The sequence below is a fragment of the Pseudomonas sp. AIG genome (genome assembly GCF_977020205.1).
In genome coordinates, this window is sequence record NZ_CDROCK010000013.1 from 1 (window position 1) to 18,723 (window position 18,723).

An 18,723-nucleotide genomic window follows, 5' to 3' on the forward strand; every position below is an offset into this window, starting at 1 on the left:
CGGCGCCGTTCGACAGGGTCACGGTGACTGGCGAGCCAGCCGCGTTGGTCAGCGTTGCGGTGTAGATGATCGAGCCACCTTCAGCAACCGAACCCGTCGCGCTGAGCGACAAGTGGGTGGTGTCGACGGTATCGGTGACCGTGGTCGAAACCGGGGTCTTGTCGGCAACGAGGTTCTCGTAGTTGCCGCCGGTCACGCCGGTGATCGAGTTGGTCAGTGGCGCCTGACCGGTCAGCACATCGTTCGGTGCGGTGGTGGTCACGGTGCCGGTGGTTTTGCCGACTTCGATGGTGATGTTCTGGCCGTTGGCCAACGTCACGACGACAGGCGAACCGGTGACTGGCGCGCCGACGGTGGCGGTGTAGGTGACAGTGCCGCCCTCAGCCGCGGTCTCGGTGGCGGTCAGTTTGACCGTCGAAGTATCGATGGTGTCAGTGACGTCGGTCACGGCTGGAACGGTGCTTGGCACCAGGTTCTCGAAGTTGCCGCCCGTGGCGTCCCTGATGGTCACTTCGACTTTGCCGGCGTCTTTGTAGACGTCATCGGCTGGGGCCGCAACGGTCACGGTGCCAGTGGTCTTGCCCGCTTCGATGGTGATGACCGAACCGTTCGAAAGGGTCACGGTCACCGGGGTGCCAGCCGGGTTGGTCAAGGTCGCGGTGTAAACGATCGAACCACCTTCAGCCACGGTGCCAGTGGCGCTGAGCGTCAGGTCGGTGGTGTCAATGGTGTCAGTCACGGTGGTGCTGACCGGGGTTTTGTCGGCCACGAGGTTTTCGTAGTTGCCGCCTGTTACGCCGGTGATCGAGTTGGTCAGCGGTGCATGGTCGTTCAACGCGTCGTTTGGCGCGGTGGTGGTCACGGTGCCGGTGGTTTTGCCCACTTCAATGGTGATGTTCTGGCCGTTGGCCAGGGTCACCACGACAGGCGAACCGGTGACCGGCGCACCCACGGTAGCGGTGTAGGTCACAGTGCCGCCTTCAGCCGCCGTCTCGGTGGCGGTCAGTTTGACCGTCGAGGTATCGATGGTGTCAGTGACGTCGGTGACGGCTGGAACGGTGCTTGGCACCAGGTTCTCGAAGTTGCCGCCCGTGGCGTCCTTGATGGTCACTTCGACTTTGCCCGCGTCTTTATAGACGTCATCGGCAGGTGCAGCGACGGTCACAGTACCGGTGGTTTTGCCGGCCTCGATGGTGATCACCGAGCCGTTCGACAGGGTCACGGTGACAGGCGAGCCTGCGGCGTTGGTCAGGGTCGCGGTATAAGTGATCTGGCCGCCTTCGGCCACTGTGCCGGTTGCGCTCAGCGTCAGGTCGGTGGTGTCAGTGGTGTCAGTAACAGTGGTGCTGACCGGGGTCTTGTCGGCGACGAGGTCTTCGTAATTGCCGCCGCTCACGCCCGTGATCGCGTTGGTGATCGGTGCATGGCCGGTCAACGCGTCATTCGGTGCAGTAGTGGTCACGGTGCCGGTGGTTTTGCCGACTTCAATCGTGATGTTCTGACCATTGGCCAGGGTCACGACCACAGGCGAACCGGTCACCGGAGCGCCAACAGTGGCGGTGTAAGTGACGGTGCCACCTTCAGCCGCCGACTCGGTGGCGGTCAGTTTGACCGTGGTAGTGTCGACGGTATCGGTTACGTCGGTGACGGCCGGAACGGTGCTCGGCACCAGATTCTCGAAGTTGCCGCCCGTGGCGTCCTTGATCGTGACTTCGACTTTGCCGGCGTCTTTGTAGACGTCATCGGCGGGTGCGGCGACGGTCACGGTGCCGGTGGTTTTACCGGCGTCAATGGTGATTACCGAGCCGTTGCTCAAGGTCACAGTGACGGGCGAACCGGCTGCATTGGTCAGCGTGGCGGTGTAAACAATCGAACCACCCTCAGCCACAGAGCCGGTGGCGCTCAGGGACAGGTTGGTGGTATCGGCAACATCGGTAACGCTGGTCGAAACCGGGGTCTTGTCGGCCACCAGATCTTCGTAATTACCGCCCGAAACGCCAGTGATCGAGTTGGTCAGCGGCGCATTGCCGGTCAACGCGTCATTCGGTGCAGTGGTGGTCACAGTGCCCGTGGTTTTGCCGACTTCGATGGTGATGCTCTGGCCGTTGGCCAAGGTCACGACAACAGGCGAACCGGTCACCGGCGCGCCAACGGTAGCGGTGTAAGTGACGGTGCCACCTTCAGCGACGGAGGTGTCGGCCGTCAATTTAACGGTCGAGGTGTCGATGGTGTCGGTGACTTCGGTCACGGCTGGAACGGTGCTCGGCACCAGGTTCTCGAAGTTGCCGCCGGAAGCGTCCTTGATGGTCACTTCAACCTTGCCGGCGTCTTTATAGACGTCATCGGCAGGCGCCGGAACGGTCACGGAGCCGGTGGTTTTGCCGGCGTCGATGGTGATCACCGAGCCGTTGCTCAGGGTCACGGTCACCGGTGTCCCGGCAGGATTGGTCAAGGTTGCTGTGTAAACGATCGAACCACCTTCGGCCACGGTCCCGGTCGCTGTCAGCGACAGGTTGGTGTCGTCGATCGAATCGGTAATGGTGGTGGTCGCTGGCGTGGTGTTCGGCACCAGGTTTTCAAAGTTACCGCCGCTAGTGCCGGTGATGGTGGTGCTGACGGTGCTGCCATTGTTGTAAACGTCATTGGCCGCCGTCGGTACGTTGACGGAGCCGGTGGTCTTGCCGGCTTCAATGGTGATGGTCGAGCCGTTCGACAGGGTGATCGTCACCGGGGTTTGCGCGGCATTGGTCAGCGTCGCGGTGTAAGTGATCTGGCCGCCTTCGACGACCGTACCGGTGGCGGTGAGGCTGACGCTGGTGGTGTCGATCGAATCGGTCACCGTGGTAGTGGCTGGCGTGGTGTTCGGCACCAGGCTTTCGAAGTTGCCACCGGTCGCGCCGGTAATGGTGGTGCTGACGGTGCCGCCATTGTTGTAAACGTCATTGGCCGCCGTCGGCACGTTGACGGTGCCGGTGGTCTGGCCGGCTTCAATGGTGATGGTCGAACCGTTCGACAGGGTGACGGTGACCGGGGTTTGCGCCGGATTGGTCAGGGTCGCGGTGTAGGTGATCTGGCCACCTTCGACCACTGTACCGGTGGCGGTCAGGGTCAGATTAGTGGTGTCGATCGAATCAGTGATGGTGGTCACCGCCGGCGTCGGGTTCGGCACCAGGTTTTCGAAGTTGCCGCCGTTGGCACCGGTGATGGTGGTGGTGACGGTACTGCCGTTGTTATAGACGTCGTTGGCCGGGGTCGGCACGTTGACGGTGCCGGTGGTCTGGCCGGCGCCGATGGTGATGGTCGAGCCGTTCGACAGGGTGACGGTCACCGGGGTTTGCGCCGGGTTGGTCAGGGTTGCGGTGTAAGTGATCTGCCCGCCTTCGGTGACGCTCGGCCCCGCCGTCAGGGTGACGGTGGTGGTGTCGATGGTGTCGGTGACCTGCGTGGTGGCCGGGGTGGTTGGCGGCGTCACGGTGATGCCGTTGCCGCCGGTGGTGCCGGTGACGGTCACATCGATCTGGCTCGGGTCGTTATAAACCGTGTCGTTCGGCGCCAGCGGCACATTGACGGTGCCGGTGGTGGAACCGGCAGGAATCACAATCACCGCGCCGTTGGACAGGGTGATGGTCAGGTCGGTCAATGGCGCCTGGGTCAGGGTCGCGGTGTAGACCAGCACGCCGCCGGCTTCGGTGATGGACGGCGTAGCGCTAAGGCTCAGGGTCGACTCACGCAGAGCGTTAGTGGTGGTATCGGTGGTCTGGCCGCCGGTGATGTTTTGCCCGGCCTGACCGGCAGCATTGATGCCTGCAGTCGGGAAACCAATGGTCGGGTCAACGCGGCCAGCGGTGGCGTCGAGCATCACGAAACTGTGACCGCCACCGGCGGCACCGCCAGTGCCTGCGGCGCTCGGGCCTGCAGCAGTGGCGTCAAGCGCGGTAGTCGGGTCGACACCGGCGGCGATGGCTTGCTGCAGTTCTGCTACCGACGGCGCAGCCTGCGCGGTGGCCTCAGCCAAGTCAGTGCTGGAGTCGGGCGCGGTGGCGCTCCACTGGGTTTCGCGACCCAGATCCAGGGTGCGGCCATCAGCCAATTCAAGCGACACGGCGCCAGACAGACCGGTGTCGATCTGGTCGCCGACAAACAGGCGATCGCCTTCAACGAGTACCCGACGGACGCCCTCTGGGGACACCACGAATACCTGACCGACAATGCTTTTGACGATGGCAACAACACTGCTCATTGAAGACTCTCCGGGGTGTCACGTTCAGTTGACTTCCATGGACCTGATGGCATGGGCGCCGATTCAGTCTGGACGTACTTTAAAAATTTGCGAAACAAGTTTGACGCGTCTTTTCGTCAATAATTTGGCTAGATTCTTTCGCTATTAACTTTATGCCAAACTATTGACCTTCTGGGTGCCATCCTAAACAATCGCCCCACTAATGTCACATTGATATTTCCGCGGCGACCTGTCCTTCAGCGTGTGATCCAGTTCCTGTTTTGAACTTTCCGACATACGGTCAATCTGGTTGCCATCATCCGACGCAGCGCCACGTTTTGCTGTGATTCAAGACAAGAAGTTCTGGGAAATTCCTATCATGCGTTCGCCCCTGCTTTTCGCCGTACCCTTCGCCCTCGCCGCCTCTTTTGTACAAGCACAATCCTTACCAGAAGCCATGCAGCAGGCACTGGATGTCCATCCGGAAATCCAGGCAGGGGTCAACAGTCGTTTGGCGGCGGATTATCAATTAAGAGCGGCAAAAGGTGGATACCTGCCGAAGGTCGATCTGCTCGGCGGTTATGGCCGTGAGGGCACCGACAGCGTCACCACCCGCGCCAATTCCGGTAACCACTACGAAACCCTGAACCGTAGCGAGTCAAGTTTACGTCTCTCGCAAATGGTCTTCGACGGTTTTGCGACGTCCAGCGAAGTCGGGCGTCAACAAGCCACCGTCAACTCGCGCGCTTACTCCTTGCTGGGCACTTCCGAGCGCACCGCGCTGACTGTCGCCCAGGTCTATCTGGACGTGCTGACCCGCCGCGAATTTGTGCGTCTGGCCGAAGAAAACCTCAAGAGCCACCAGCGCATCTACGACCAGATCCAGTTGCGCACCCAACGCGGCGTTGGCAGCGGTGCCGACCTCGATCAGGCTGAAGCGCGGATGGCCCAGGCGCGCAACAACCTGATCACCGAGCAGACCAACCTCGCTGACTCGGAAACCAACTTCCTCAGCGCCGTTGGCCAGATGCCCGATCAACTCGAGCGTCCGGCGCCGTTCATGGCGATGATGCCGGCCAACCTCAATGAAGCGCGCCAGCAGATGCTGGAAAACAGTCCGATCCTGCGTTCGGCCGAGTCCGACATCGCCGCCGCCGAGAAGCAATACGAAACCGCCAAATCGACCTTCTACCCACGTTTCGACGCCGAACTGGGCCGTACCGCCGACAACGATCTCGACGGCCAGAATGGCCACAACAACGAATGGCAGGCGATGTTGCGCATGCGCTTCAACCTCTATTCCGGTGGCAGCAACAAAGCTGATCTGGAATCCAAGTCGTACCTGTCGAACCAGGCGTTGGACATCCGCAACAACGCTTTGCGTCAGTTGAACGAAGAGCTCGGCCTGGCCTGGAACGCCTTGAACAACGCCAACGCGCAGGTGCCGATCGCGCAGCAATACGTCGATCACAGCACCTCGGTGCGCACCGCCTACCAGCGTCAGTTCAGCCTCGGCGAACGCACCCTGCTCGATTTGCTCGACAGCGAAAACGAGTTGTTCACCGCTTCGCGGCGTCTGGCGGAAATCAAAAACATTCAGTTATTTACTCAGTACCGAATCAAGGCGACCATGGGCGAGTTGCTCAGAAGCCAGGGAGTGGTCGCACCGTTGGCATCCGTTGTGCAAAACGACGTCAAGCCCAAGGTCCAGCTGCCTGGGATGAATTGAGTTATCCCTTTTCAACTGTCAAAGAGTGTCGAGCGTGGAATCAGAAGTCAGTCGAGTTCAACTCAGTCATGATCCACGCGCGTTGCACGACGATCCGTTACTGGACGGCCTGCTCGCCCTTTGCATGCTGCATCAGAAACCCGCCAGCGCGGCGATGCTGACCACCGGCCTGCCGCTGCCCAAACAACGCCTGAGTGTCGAGTTGCTGCCCCGCGCGGCGGCTCGCGCCGGCCTGCAAGGTCGGGTGCTACAGCGCAAGCTGGAAGAGATTCCGGCGATCGCCATGCCGGCGTTGCTGCTGCTCAAGGATGGCCGCAGCGCCGTCCTGCTCGGCTGGCAGGGTGACAACGAAGCGCGGGTGCTGCTCAGTGAAACCGACGGTGGCGAGTCCGTCGTCAGTCGCGAACTGCTCGCCGACGACTACACCGGCAAAGTCTTCTTCGCCCAGCCGCAGCACAAATTCGACGTCAACCACGGCACGCTGATTCCGCGTGCACGCTCGTGGTTCCGCGACACCCTCAAGCGTTCGCGCTGGCTGTATGCCGATGCGATCGCCGCGAGTTTCCTGATCAACATCATCGCCATGGCCGCGCCGCTGTTCGTGATGAACGTCTACGACCGCGTGGTGCCGAACCAGGCCGAAGCGACCCTGTGGGTGCTGGCGCTGGGCATCACCGGCGCCTACCTCTTTGACCTGATCCTCAAGAGCCTGCGCAGCCTGTGCCTGGATCTGGCCGGGAAGAAAACCGACCTGATCATCTCCGCCACACTGTTCGAACGCATCGTCGGCATGTCGATGAAATACCGCCCGGCGCGGGTCGGCAGCTTTGCGCAGAACATCCACGAGTTTCAGAGCCTGCGCGACTTCCTCGCCTCGCTGACCCTGACCAGCCTGATCGACCTGCCGTTCACCATTCTGATCTTCATCGTCATCGCCATTCTCGGCGGGCATCTGGTGTGGATTCCGGTGCTGGCCTTCCCGATTGCCCTGCTGATCGGCTATGCGCTGCAGAAGCCTTTGGTGGCCACCATGGAACGCACCATGGCCCTTGGTGCCGAGCGCCAGTCGAGCCTGATCGAAACCCTCGCCGGCCTCGACGCGGTCAAGGTCAACAATGCCGAAAGCGAACGCCAGTATCAGTGGGAACAGACCATCGGCACCCTCAGCCGCCTCGAACTGCGGGTGAAAATGCTCTCCGGTCTGGCGATGAACATCACCTTGCTGATCCAGCAACTGGCCGGGGTGATCATGATCGTCTTCGGCGTCTACCAGATCATTGCCGGCAACCTGAGCATGGGCGGTCTGATTGCCTGCTACATGCTTAGCGGCCGCGCCCTCAGTCCGCTGGCGTCGCTGTCGGGTCTGCTGACCCGTTACCAGCAAGCGCGGGTGACCATGACCTCGGTCGACCAGATGATGGAGCTGCCGCAAGAGCGCAATTTCGAAGAGCGCCCGCTGAGCCGCAAGGTTTTGCAGGGTGCGATCGAGTGCCGCCAGCTCAACTTCACCTACCCGGAACAACAGAACCCGGCGCTGAAGAACATCAATCTGGTGATCCGTCCCGGCGAGAAGATCGGCATCATCGGCCGCAGCGGCTCGGGCAAAAGTTCGCTGGCGAAACTGCTGGTCGGCCTCTATCAGCCGGACGACGGCGCGTTGCTGGTCGACGGTGTGGATATTCGCCAAATCGACGTCAGCGAACTGCGCTACAACATCGGTTACGTGCCGCAAGACATCCAGCTGCTGGCCGGCACCCTGCGTGACAACCTCGTCTCCGGCGCACGTTATGTCGAAGACGAGCTGGTCCTGCAGGCGGCCGAACTGGCCGGCGTCCACGAATTCGCCCGTCTGCACCCGCAAGGTTATGAGCTGCAAGTCGGCGAGCGCGGGCAGAACCTCTCCGGCGGTCAACGACAGAACGTCGCGCTGGCCCGGGCCTTGTTGCTCAACCCGCCGATCCTGCTGATGGACGAGCCGACCAGCGCGATGGACAACACCGGTGAAGAACGCCTCAAGCAACGCCTCGCCGCCGTCATTGAAAACAAGACCGTGGTGCTGGTGACGCACCGGGCTTCACTGTTGTCGCTGGTCGATCGTCTGCTGGTGATCGACCGTGGGCAAATTCTCGCCGATGGCCCGAAAGCCGCCGTGATGGAAGCATTGAAGAAGGGGCAAATCAGTGTTGCTTAAGTCGGGTTTCAAGGATTCGATCCGTCGCTACTTCAAAGGCTCGGCATCACTGCAGGGCCAGCCGCTGCCGGAGGTCAACAAGGCGCTGATCGAAGACGCCCCGCGCGTCGTGCGCCTGACCATCTGGGCGATCATCGGCTTCTTTATCTTTCTGCTGCTGTGGGCCAACTTCGCCGTGATCGACGAAGTGACCAAGGGCGACGGCAAAGCGATTCCGTCGTCGAAGATTCAGAAAATCCAGAACCTTGAGGGCGGGATCATCTCTGAGCTGTTCGTCAAGGAAGGCCAGATTGTCGAGGCCGGCGCACCGCTGATTCGCCTCGACGACACACGGTTTGCCTCCAACGTCGGCGAAACCGAAGCCGATCGCCTGTCGATGCTGCTGCGCGTAGAACGCCTCAGCGCCGAGGTCGATGACCGTCCGCTGAATTTCCCCGAGGACGTGCTCAAAGCCGTGCCGGGTCAGGCAAAAAGCGAAGAGTCGCTGTACATCAGCCGCCGTCAGCAACTGCACGATGAGATCGGTGGTTTGCAGGAACAGTTGATCCAGCGTCAGCAAGAGCTGCGCGAGTTCGGCTCCAAGCAGGCGCAGTATCGTCAGCAGCTCGGCTTGCAGCGGCAGGAAATCAACATGTCCGAGCCGCTGGTGGCCCAGGGCGCGGTTTCGCCGGTGGAAGTGCTACGTCTGAAGCGTGCCGAGGTGGAAACCCGCGGTCAGCTGGATGCAACGACGCTTGCCATCCCGCGTGCCGAATCGGCGATCAAGGAAGTGCAGCGCAAGATCGACGAGACGCGCGGCAAATTCCGTAGCGAAGCGCTGACCCAGCTCAATGAGGCGCGCACCGACCTGAACAAGGCCAGCGCGACCGGCAAGGCGCTGGAAGACCGTGTCAGCCGGACGCTGGTGACATCGCCGGTGCGCGGTATCGTCAACAAGTTGCTGGTCAACACCATCGGCGGCGTGATCCAGCCGGGCAGCGACATGGTCGAAATCGTCCCGCTGGACGACACCTTGTTGGTCGAAGCGAAGATCCGTCCGCAGGACATCGCGTTCCTGCACCCGGGGCAGGAAGCGATCGTCAAGTTCACCGCGTATGACTACACCATTTACGGCGGGCTCAAAGCCAAGCTTGAGCAGATCGGTGCCGACACCATCACCGACGAAGACAAGAAAACCACGTACTACATCATCAAGGTGCGCACTGAGCGCAGCCACTTGGGTACTGATGAAAAGCCATTGCTGATCATTCCGGGGATGGTTGCGTCGGTGGACATCATTACTGGCAAGAAGTCGGTGTTGAGCTACCTGCTCAAGCCGATCATCCGCGCGCGGGCAGAAGCGTTGCACGAGCGCTGATTCTCTAGCGGCCTTACCGGCCTCATCGCGAGCAGGCTCACTCCTACAGTAATCGCATTTCTCCAGATGGAATGCGATCACTGTAGGAGTGAGCCTGCTCGCGATGGCGGCAGCCCAAACACCACATCTCTGTCAATAAGTGACAAAAACCGTCACTCACCATCCAGTCCATTCCTCACCAATCGCCATATCGTTATTCATTAACGGTATTTAATTTCCGATTCTTATAGCTATAAAGTCATCCCCCTGCGTACCTGCCGACCAATCGGCGCGCCGCACGACCTGAACCAACACGCAATCCAGCGTGAGTGTCTGATCGACGAGCGCGCCCGTGAGCGCGCCGTGCGTGGGAGATGGAAAGATGTCCGCAGCTACTGCTTCCCCAAGCGCCGCGACCGCCGCGCCGCAATCCTTTGAAATCCGCCCGTTCAGCGGTGCCGTCGGCGCCGAGATCATTGGCCTCGACCTCACCCTGCCGATCAATGATCAAGACTTTGCGCGCATCCATCGCGCGCACCTGGATCACCACGTCGTGGTATTCCGCGACCAGCAAATCACCCCGCAACAGCAGATCGACTTCAGCCGCCGCTTCGGCGTGTTGCAGATCCACGTGCTCAAGCAATTCCTGTTAGCCAATCACCCGGAAATCCTCATCGTTTCCAACATCATCGAAAACGGCCAGAACATTGGCCTCGGCGATGCCGGCAAGTTCTGGCACTCCGACCTTTCCTATAAAGAGCTGCCGAGTCTCGGCTCGATGCTGCATGCACAAGAGTTGCCGTCCGAGGGCGGCGACACGTTGTTCGCCGACATGCACAAAGCCTGGGACAGCTTGCCCGAAGCGTTGCGCAAAGCGGTTGAAGGCCGCAGCGCTGCGCATTCCTACACGGCGCGTTACAGCGAAACCAAATTCGAAGGCAACTGGCGCCCGACGCTGACCCCGGAGCAACTGGCCCAGGTTGCGGAAGTGGTGCATCCGGTGGTGCGTACGCACCCGGAAAACGGCCGCAAGGCGTTGTTCGTCAGCGAAGGTTTCACCACACGCATCGTCGGCCTGCCCGACGACGAGAGCCAGCAATTGCTAACTGAGCTCTACGCCCACAGCGTGCTGCCGCAAAACATCTACCGCCATCAGTGGCAGCCTCACGATCTGGTGTTCTGGGACAACCGTTCGCTGATCCATCTCGCCGCCGGCTGCCCGGCGCACCTGCGCCGCAAGCTGTATCGCACAACCATTCAGGGCGACGCGCCTTTCTGATTCGCCGGAGATTGATCAAAAAATGAACGCTCCCTTGCCAGGCCACGCGGCCAGCAACCCGATCGCCCGCAGCGACGTGCTGCTGGCGGTTGATCACGTCAGCCTCGAATACCGCACGCCGCAACGTGTGGTGCGCGCCACCCACCAAGTCAGTTTTGAAATCGATCCGGGCGATCGCTACGTGCTGCTCGGCCCGTCCGGTTGCGGCAAATCGACTTTGCTGAAAGCGGTCGCCGGGTTTATTCAACCGTGCGAAGGCGAAATCCGTCTGCAAGGCCAACGCGTCGATGCGCCGGGGCCGGATCGGATCGTGGTGTTCCAGGAATTCGATCAGCTGCCGCCGTGGAAAACCGTCAAACAGAACGTGATGTTTCCACTGCTTGCCTCCCGAACGCTAAAGAAAAAAGAAGCCGAAGAACGCGCGCTGCACTATCTGGAAAAAGTCGGACTGGCGGCGTTTGCCGATGCTTACCCGCACACCTTGTCTGGTGGCATGAAAGCGCGTGTGGCGATTGCCCGAGCGTTGGCGATGCAGCCGAAGATCCTCTTGATGGACGAGCCGTTCGCCGCACTCGATGCACTGACCCGCCGCAAGATGCAGGAAGAATTGCTGCTGCTCTGGGAGGAGGTGCGCTTCACCCTGCTGTTCGTCACCCACTCGATTGAAGAGGCGTTGGTGGTCGGCAATCGCATCCTGCTCCTTTCGCCGCATCCGGGCCGGGTGCGCGCCGAAGTGCACAGTCATCAATACGATCTGCACAGCTTGGGTGGCGTGGCATTTCAGGAATCGGCGCGGCGCATTCATCGTCTGCTGTTCGACGAAGGCCAGTCGCCGGAAACCGAGCGTGACCACGACTTCAACGACATTCGCATCGCCTATTGAGCGGCCAGGAGGACTACCCGATGAGCCATTCATCATCTGTGCGTGAAGAATTTGAGATTGTGCTGGAGCCGCTGACCGAGGTGCCGGTCGAGCGTGAACTGTCGCTCGGCACGCGGCTGTGGCAGCAGGGCTGGCTGCGCAAAAGCCTGATCCTGATTGTGCTCGCTGTCGTGTGGGAAGTGGTCGCGCGGATTCAGAACAACGACCTGATGCTGCCGAGTTTCCTGCAGACCAGCCACGCGCTGTTCGAGGGCCTGCTCAGCGGTGAGTTGCTGGCCAAGGTGTGGATATCGTTGGTGGTGCTGATCAAGGGTTACCTAATCGGTATTGTGCTGGCATTTGCCCTGACCACGCTGGCGGTGTCGACGCAGTTGGGCCGTGATCTGCTGAGCACGATGACCTCGATGTTCAACCCGTTGCCGGCGATTGCCCTGTTGCCCTTGGCGCTGCTGTGGTTTGGCTTGGGGCAGAACAGCCTGATTTTCGTGCTGGTGCATTCGGTGTTGTGGGCGCTGGCGCTGAATACCTATGCCGGGTTCCTCGGGGTTTCCGAAACCCTGCGCATGGCGGGTCGCAATTACGGTTTGAAGGGGTTGCGACTGGTGCTCTTTATTCTGATTCCGGCGGCGTTGCCGTCGATTCTGGCCGGATTGAAGATCGGCTGGGCATTTGCCTGGCGCACATTGATTGCGGCGGAGCTGGTGTTTGGCGCGACCAGTGGCAAGGGCGGGTTGGGCTGGTACATCTTCCAGAACCGTAATGAGCTGTACACCGACAAGGTGTTTGCCGGGTTGGCGGTGGTGATTCTGATTGGCTTGCTGGTGGAGAATCTGGTGTTCGATACGCTGGAGCGGGTGACCGTGAAGCGTTGGGGGATGCAGCGGTAGTTCTGTGGCGTTGCGTCTGGCCCCTTCGCGAGCAAGCTCGCTCCCACAGGAGAATGCATTCCAAATGTGGGAGCGAGCCTGCTCGCGAAGGCGTCTTTGAAGGCGCCGCCAAAGCTGAAGGATGTTTGCTAGCATTGCGCCTAGATCAATCCTGATCAGCCAAGAGTGCTCAGCATGCAGCTCCCGGACATGAACCTTCTGGTCGCCCTCGACGCCTTGCTCGACGAGGGCAGTGTGGTCGGCGCCGCGCGGCGGATGAACCTCAGTCCGGCGGCCATGAGCCGCACGCTGACGCGAATCCGCGAGGCCATCGGCGATCCGATCCTCGTGCGTGCCGGCCGGGGTCTGGTGCCGACGCCCAAGGCATTGGCGTTGCGCGAGCAGGTGCGCGAGGTGGTCGAGCAGGCTGCGCTGCTGTTCCGTTCTGCTGATACGGTGGAGCTCGGCACGCTGCGTCGGCGCTTCAGCATCCGCGCCAATGACTTTTTCATCGGTGTCTACGGCGGCAAGCTGTTCGACACCCTCGATCAACTGGCGCCGCACTGCGAGTTGCGCTTCGTCCCGGAGGGCGACGGCGATGATGAAGCCTTGCGTGAAGGCCGCATCGATCTGAGCGTCAGCAACACTCGGCCGGTCACCCCTGAAGTCAAAGTACAGAACCTGTTTTCTACGCACTTCGTGGGCTTGGTGCGTGAAGATCATCCATTGCTCGACGGCGAAATCACTGCCGAGCGCTACGCCGGGTTTTCCCACATCAGCATGTCGCGACGCGGCATCGCGCGCGGCCCGATCGATACGGCACTGAATGCGCTGGGGCTGGAGCGCCGTGTGGCGGTGATCGCGCCAAGTTTCCATGCGGCGATGTTTGCTTTGCCTGATTCCGATCTGATCTTGCCCGTACCTAAAGAGGCGCTGCTCAGCGTACGCCGGCTCGGATTGAAACTGCGCTCGTTCGACCTGCCGATCCCGTTGCCGACGCTAATGCTGACCCAGGCCTGGCACCCGCGTTTCGACAAGGATCCGGCGCACCGCTGGCTGCGCGAAACCCTCAAGGCTTGCTGCGACGAAACGTGGCTGGCTGCACAACCCTAAAGATCAAAAGATCGCAGCCTTCGGCAGCTCCTACATTGGAATGCATATCCCTGTAGGAGCTGCCGAAGGCTGCGATCTTTTGCTTTTAATGATTGCGTCTAGCGCACTTATAACCTGCCAATAAGTCAATTTTCGTCATTGCCAAGCCCGACTAAGATGCTCCGGTATTTTTCCCTCCGGAGTGAGTATTCATGACATCCCTGACGGCGGCGGCGCCTATCGCTGCGGCCAGCCCGGCGACGGCAGTGACGCCACCGGTATTCGGGGCGCGGATCATCATCGGCCTGGTCGGTGTGCTGCTGGCGGTGCTGGTGTCGGGCCTCAACGAGATGGTCACCAAGGTGGCCCTGGCCGACATCCGTGGCGCGCTGAGCATCGGTTACGACGAAGGCACCTGGCTGGTTGCCAGCTACACTGCCACCTCGGTCGCGGCCATGGCCTTCGCGCCGTGGTGTTCGGTGACTTTCTCGCTGCGCCGCTTCACTCTTTGTGCGATTGGTCTGTTCACCTTGCTGGGTGTGCTGTGCCCGTTCGCGCCGAACTACGAAAGCCTGCTGTTGATGCGCATCCTGCAAGGTCTGGCCGGCGGTGCGTTGCCGCCGATGCTGATGACTGTTGCTCTACGATTTCTGCCCGCCAACATCAAACTCTATGGCCTGGCCGGCTATGCACTGACGGCGACATTCGGCCCGGGCCTCGGCACGCCACTGGCCGGTTTGTGGACGGAATACGTCGGCTGGCAATGGACGTTCTGGCAAATCATCGTGCCGTGCCTGATCGCGATGGCGATGGTGGCGTACGGTCTCCCGCAGGATCCGCTGCGTCTGGAGCGTCTCAAGTCATTTAACTGGAAAGGCCTGCTGCTGGGCTTTCCGGCGATCTGCATGCTGGTGATCGGTGTGTTGCAGGGCAATCGCCTGGACTGGTTCGAGTCGAGCCTGATCTGCGGCTTGCTCGGCGCCGGCTCGCTGCTGCTGGTGGCGTTTCTGATCAACGAGTGGTCGCAACCTGTTCCGTTTTTCAAGTTGCAGATGCTCGGTATCCGCAACTTGTCGTTCGCCTTGATGACATTGGCCGGTGTGCTGGTGGTGCTGCAAGCGGTGGTGTTGATTCCGTCGAGTTATCTGGCGCAGGTGCAGGGTTATCGGCCGGCGCAGACCGCGCCGATCATGCTGATCGCCGCATTGCCGCAACTGATTGCGCTGCCGTTGGTGGCGGCGCTGTGCAACCTGCGCTGGGTCGATTGTCGTTGGGTGCTCGGAATCGGTTTGAGCATGCTGGTGCTGTCCTGCCTCGGTGGCTCGCTGCTGACCGCGCAATGGATTCGCGACAACTTCTACGTTCTGCAATGGCTGCAGATCTTCGGCCAGCCAATGTCGGTGCTGCCGCTATTGATGTTGTCCACCGGCAGCATCCAGCCGCAGGACGGGCCGTTCGCCTCCGCGTGGTTCAACACGGTGAAAGGCTTGGCGGCCGTGGTCGCTACCGGGGTGATCGAAGCGCTGACCACATCGCGCCTGCATTTCCACTCGACCATGTTGGTCGACAGCCTCGGTAATTCGCCGTTGGCCGATCGCAGCGATCCGGGCCTCGCCCATCGCCTGCACGAACAGGCTGTGGTGCTGACCTCTTCCGATCTTTACGTGTGCATGGCTGGCGTCGCGGTGGCGCTGATTCTGCTGATTTTCTGGCTGCCGACGCGGATCTTTCCGCCGCGCGCGCCTACCTGATTGCTGCACTGAACAATGAAGGTTTTTATGACGACTCAAGCAAAGCAAAAACTCGCGGTGGCTGTGGCGGCCGCGCTGGCGGTCGGCGTGCTGGTGTATCTGGCGCTGCCCGGCGTGTTTGGCAAACGTACCCAGCAAAATACCAACGATGCCTTCGTCTCCGCTGACTACACCCTGGTGGTGCCGCGTGTCGCCGGTTTCATCAAGGAAGTGCTGGTGGAAGACAACCAGCAAGTGAAGGCCGGGCAGTTGCTGGCGCTGATCGATGATCGCGATTTGCGCGCCTCAGCCGAAGCGGCGGACGCGCAGACCCTGGTGGCGCGGGCGCAATTGCAGAACGCCAAGGCGACACTGGAGCGTCAGACTTCGGTGATCGCCCAAGCGCAAGCCTCGGTTATGTCGGCCAAGGCTGAAATGTCTTTCGCCCAGCAGGAATTGAATCGCTACAACCACTTGGCGGGCGTTGGTGCCGGCACCGTGCAGAACGCGCAACAGGCGCGTACTCGCATCGATCAGGCCACGGCTCATCTCGACACCGCCACGGCGAAACTGGCGGCAGAGCGCAAGCAGGTCGAGATTCTCATGGCTCAGCGCGATGCCGCCGAAGGCAGTTTGAAGCACGCGCAAGCGGCGCTGGAAATTGCCAGTTTCGAACTCTCCTACACGCGCATCACCGCGCCGCAGGACGGCATGATCGGCGAGCGCGCCGTGCGCGTCGGCGCTTACGTGACGCCGGGCAGCAAGTTGCTGGCGGTGGTGCCGCTGAAGCAGGCGTATGTAGTGGCGAATTTTCAGGAGACGCAACTGACTGACGTGCAGCCGGGGCAAGAGGTGCAGGTGCGTGTCGACAGCCTGGGCGGCGAGGCGTTGAGTGGTCGCGTCGAGAGTATCGCCCCGGCGACGGGCGTGACCTTTGCGGCGGTGAAACCGGACAATGCCACCGGTAACTTCACCAAGGTGGTGCAGCGGATTCCGGTGAAAATCATCCTGGAACCGGGTCAGCCGTTGGCCGAGCGGTTGCGCGTGGGCATGTCGGTGGAGGCGAGCATTGATACGCGCAGTTCAGAGAAGTCCGTGCGTGAGGTGACTCAGCGATGAGCCGTGTTGACCGAACCAACGCCTTCGCGAGCAGGCTCGCTCCCACAGGGAAAACGCAATCCAAAATGTGGGAGCGAGCCTGCTCGCGAAGCGGCCCGTGGCAGCAAATCACCTTGAGTGCCTTGCTCGCACTAACTCTCACCGCTTGCACTGTCGGCCCTGACTTTCAGAAGCCCGAAGCCCCACAAATCGCCGACTGGGCCAAACCCGCCAAGTCCGCCCCCAGCCAGGCCGTCAGCGAACCTCTCAACGAACGCTGGTGGGAAGTCTTCCACGACGCGCAACTGTCCGCGCTCACTCAACGTGCGGTGCAGAGCAACCTCGATCTGCAACTGGCCAGCAGCCGTCTGCAACAAAGCCGCGCCGCTCGCCAGGTCATCACCGCTGACCGCTATCCAAACACTGCGGCCACCGGCAGCTACGCGCGCGAACGCAACAGCGGCAAAGGCCTGAGCGACCCGTCCGGACACAACGGCGATTCCGCCTTCAACCTGTGGGACGCCGGTTTCTCCGCCTCGTGGGAACTGGATTTCTGGGGCCGCGTGCGCCGCGAAACCGAAGCTGCCGACGCCAACCTTGAAGTCGCCGAAAACGACCGTCGCGGGGTGCTGCTGGCGGTGCTCGCCGACACCGCACAAAACTACATTCAACTGCGCGGCGTGCAGAACACCCGCGCCGTCACCGAGCAGAACCTCGACGTCGCGCGGCACAGCCTGAAACTCTCGCAACTACGGCTGGCCGATGGCGTGGCGACTGATCTCGACGTCGCCGAAGCCGCTGCGCAGGTCGCGGCCATCGAATCGCGCTTGCCGGCGCTGGAGCAACGCCAATCGCAACTGATCAATGCGATCAGCCTGTTGATGGGCGAACCACCACAGGCTCTCGCGAAGGAGTTATCCACAGACGCCGCCGTGCCGCAGTCGCCGCTGCAAGTTGCCATCGGCCTACCGTCACAACTGGCCGAACGCCGACCGGATATCCGCCAGGCCGAAGCGCGCCTGCATGCGGCCACCGCCAACATCGGCGTGGCCAAGGGCGATTTCTATCCGCGCATCACCCTGTCGGGCAACCTCGGTTCACAAGCCATGCAACTCAGCGATTTCGGCTCGTGGGGCTCGCGCGCCTTCGGCATCGGCCCGCAATTCAGCTTGCCGCTGTTTGACGGCGGACGCCTGCGTGGCGTGTTGCAATTGCGCGAAGCTCAACAGCAGGAAGCCGCCGTCGCCTATCAGCAAACCGTGCTGCGCGCCTGGCATGAAATCGACGATCAACTGACCGCCTACAACGCCAGTCAGCGCCGCCGCGACAGCCTCGCCGAAGCCGTGCGCCAGAACCAGATCGCCCTGCGCACCGCGCAACAGCAATACGTCGAAGGCGTGGTCGACTTCGTCAACGTCCTCACCGTGCAAGGCGCGTTGCTGGCGACGCAGGAACAGTGGGTGGAGAGCTCGACCGGCGTTTCGCTGGCGATGGTCGGGTTGTACAAGGCGCTGGGTGGGGGGTGGGAGTCGGTGTATCCGGCAGGAGGGATGGCGCAGCTTTGAGGTTTCCGCTAGAGGGCGAATTCGGCTAATAAAGCATTTCAACGGCTGAGTGGGCAGAACCTCAGCCTGCGAAATTTTCGATCTTGATTTGTCCGTCGGGAAACGTGGCGATGATTTCAAGTTCTCCGCCCATCGCCCGGATGTAGTTGCGCAGTGTGCTGATGTACATATCCGTGCGCCGCTCCATCTTCGAGATCGCGGCCTGATTGACATGCAACGTTTCGGCAAGCGTTGCCTGACTCAGCGCTTTGGCCTGACGCAGCTCGTTCAGCGGCATTTCCTTGATGTGTTGTTCGTAGATCGAATGGGCGCGCTCCCGGGCTTCGGGGGTCATGCGCGCCTCGAGTTCGGCAAATTTCTTAGCCATTTTTACAACCCTCTTTGCGCAATGTATTGAGATGCTCATCGTACAGTCGGTCGGCGAGCGGAACGTTAACTTCATACCAGCGATCCTGACCGGTTTTGTCTCCACCGATCAATAGCAGCGCACAGCGTCTTGGATCAAACGCATAGAGTATGCGGTAGGGTCGTCCGGCATGTTGAACTCGCAGTTCTCGTAAATGGCCATGCCGCGCGCCGTTGATCGCGCTGCTGTGCGGAAAGCGCAACCCTGGGCCAAATTGCCCCAGCAGTTTCACGCTCGCAGCCACGGAGCTCTGCTCGTTTTCAGTCAGATCTTCCCACCAGTCGCCGAACTCGTCGGTGTATTCGATATCCCAATTCATGGGGATCGAA

The 18,723-nt window shown here is 61.1% G+C and carries 13 protein-coding genes; 10 read left to right on the top strand and 3 right to left on the bottom strand.

The genetic code is table 11. The features are described 5' to 3' along the window. Positions 1 to 4,240 (bottom strand): retention module-containing protein (locus ACWR1S_RS10325; protein WP_454563398.1); only part of this gene is annotated, 4,240 nt, incomplete at its 3' end. 358 nt (positions 4,241 to 4,598) lie between these two features. Here ACWR1S_RS10325 and ACWR1S_RS10330 point away from each other — a divergent pair. From ACWR1S_RS10330 to ACWR1S_RS10375, 10 genes are all read left to right on the top strand, one after another. Continuing rightward, entirely contained in the window at positions 4,599 to 5,948 is a 1,350-nt protein-coding gene (locus tag ACWR1S_RS10330; RefSeq protein ID WP_007918308.1) for a TolC family outer membrane protein, read from the top strand. A 34-nt stretch (positions 5,949 to 5,982) separates the two neighbouring features. Next, the gene (locus tag ACWR1S_RS10335; RefSeq protein WP_454563399.1) at positions 5,983 to 8,139 is read left to right on the top strand and encodes a type I secretion system permease/ATPase; all 2,157 of its coding nucleotides are present in this window, start codon (positions 5,983 to 5,985) and stop codon (positions 8,137 to 8,139) included. After that, a complete protein-coding gene (locus tag ACWR1S_RS10340) occupies positions 8,129 to 9,496 on the top strand; it encodes an HlyD family type I secretion periplasmic adaptor subunit (RefSeq protein ID WP_034151794.1) in 1,368 nt (455 codons plus the stop codon). The genes ACWR1S_RS10335 and ACWR1S_RS10340 overlap by 11 nt, the downstream gene beginning before the upstream one ends. A gap of 361 nt (positions 9,497 to 9,857) precedes the next feature. Then, complete coding sequence (locus ACWR1S_RS10345; protein WP_454563400.1) at positions 9,858 to 10,754, top strand: TauD/TfdA dioxygenase family protein; 897 nt, start codon at positions 9,858 to 9,860, stop codon at positions 10,752 to 10,754. Between the two features lie 22 nt (positions 10,755 to 10,776). Further along, on the top strand, positions 10,777 to 11,637 hold the full coding sequence (locus tag ACWR1S_RS10350; protein ID WP_454563401.1) for an ABC transporter ATP-binding protein: 861 nt from the start codon (positions 10,777 to 10,779) through the stop codon (positions 11,635 to 11,637). Positions 11,638 to 11,657: 20 nt separating this feature from the next. Continuing rightward, positions 11,658 to 12,524, top strand: a complete 867-nt coding sequence (locus ACWR1S_RS10355) for an ABC transporter permease (protein WP_454563402.1) — start codon at positions 11,658 to 11,660, stop codon at positions 12,522 to 12,524. A 174-nt stretch (positions 12,525 to 12,698) separates the two neighbouring features. Then, positions 12,699 to 13,616 (top strand): LysR family transcriptional regulator, encoded by a 918-nt coding sequence (locus tag ACWR1S_RS10360; RefSeq protein ID WP_454563403.1) that lies wholly within the window; start codon positions 12,699 to 12,701, stop codon positions 13,614 to 13,616. Between the two features lie 191 nt (positions 13,617 to 13,807). Continuing rightward, positions 13,808 to 15,346, top strand: coding sequence for an MFS transporter (locus tag ACWR1S_RS10365; protein ID WP_454563404.1), 1,539 nt, complete (start codon positions 13,808 to 13,810; stop codon positions 15,344 to 15,346). A gap of 27 nt (positions 15,347 to 15,373) precedes the next feature. Continuing rightward, positions 15,374 to 16,444: an HlyD family secretion protein gene (locus tag ACWR1S_RS10370; RefSeq protein WP_454563405.1), complete on the top strand. Its 1,071-nt coding sequence runs from the start codon at positions 15,374 to 15,376 to the stop codon at positions 16,442 to 16,444. Then, entirely contained in the window at positions 16,441 to 17,988 is a 1,548-nt protein-coding gene (locus tag ACWR1S_RS10375; protein WP_454563406.1) for an efflux transporter outer membrane subunit, read from the top strand. Before ACWR1S_RS10370 ends, ACWR1S_RS10375 begins: the two co-directional genes overlap by 4 nt. Before the next feature lie 61 nt (positions 17,989 to 18,049). Here the strand turns inward: ACWR1S_RS10375 and ACWR1S_RS10380 are convergent, their stop codons facing one another. Then, positions 18,050 to 18,355, bottom strand: coding sequence for an XRE family transcriptional regulator (locus tag ACWR1S_RS10380; protein ID WP_008080340.1), 306 nt, complete (start codon positions 18,353 to 18,355; stop codon positions 18,050 to 18,052). Further along, positions 18,348 to 18,713 carry a type II toxin-antitoxin system RelE/ParE family toxin gene (locus ACWR1S_RS10385; protein ID WP_454563407.1) on the bottom strand — a complete coding sequence of 122 codons (366 nt, stop codon included), beginning with the start codon at positions 18,711 to 18,713 and terminating at the stop codon, positions 18,348 to 18,350. Before ACWR1S_RS10385 ends, ACWR1S_RS10380 begins: the two co-directional genes overlap by 8 nt. Positions 18,714 to 18,723: the final 10 nt, after the last annotated feature.

Excerpts from the sequence above, each read along its gene's own strand:
- ACWR1S_RS10375 (WP_454563406.1), top strand. The coding sequence starts at position 16,441 with ATGAGCCGTGTTGACCGAACCAACGCCTTCGCGAGCAGGCTCGCTCCC.
- ACWR1S_RS10365 (WP_454563404.1), top strand. The coding sequence starts at position 13,808 with ATGACATCCCTGACGGCGGCGGCGCCTATCGCTGCGGCCAGCCCGGCG.
- ACWR1S_RS10360 (WP_454563403.1), top strand. The coding sequence starts at position 12,699 with ATGCAGCTCCCGGACATGAACCTTCTGGTCGCCCTCGACGCCTTGCTC.
- ACWR1S_RS10385 (WP_454563407.1), bottom strand. The coding sequence starts at position 18,713 with ATGAATTGGGATATCGAATACACCGACGAGTTCGGCGACTGGTGGGAA.
- ACWR1S_RS10355 (WP_454563402.1), top strand. The coding sequence starts at position 11,658 with ATGAGCCATTCATCATCTGTGCGTGAAGAATTTGAGATTGTGCTGGAG.
- ACWR1S_RS10370 (WP_454563405.1), top strand. The coding sequence starts at position 15,374 with ATGACGACTCAAGCAAAGCAAAAACTCGCGGTGGCTGTGGCGGCCGCG.
- ACWR1S_RS10380 (WP_008080340.1), bottom strand. The coding sequence starts at position 18,355 with ATGGCTAAGAAATTTGCCGAACTCGAGGCGCGCATGACCCCCGAAGCC.
- ACWR1S_RS10345 (WP_454563400.1), top strand. The coding sequence starts at position 9,858 with ATGTCCGCAGCTACTGCTTCCCCAAGCGCCGCGACCGCCGCGCCGCAA.
- ACWR1S_RS10350 (WP_454563401.1), top strand. The coding sequence starts at position 10,777 with ATGAACGCTCCCTTGCCAGGCCACGCGGCCAGCAACCCGATCGCCCGC.
- ACWR1S_RS10330 (WP_007918308.1), top strand. The coding sequence starts at position 4,599 with ATGCGTTCGCCCCTGCTTTTCGCCGTACCCTTCGCCCTCGCCGCCTCT.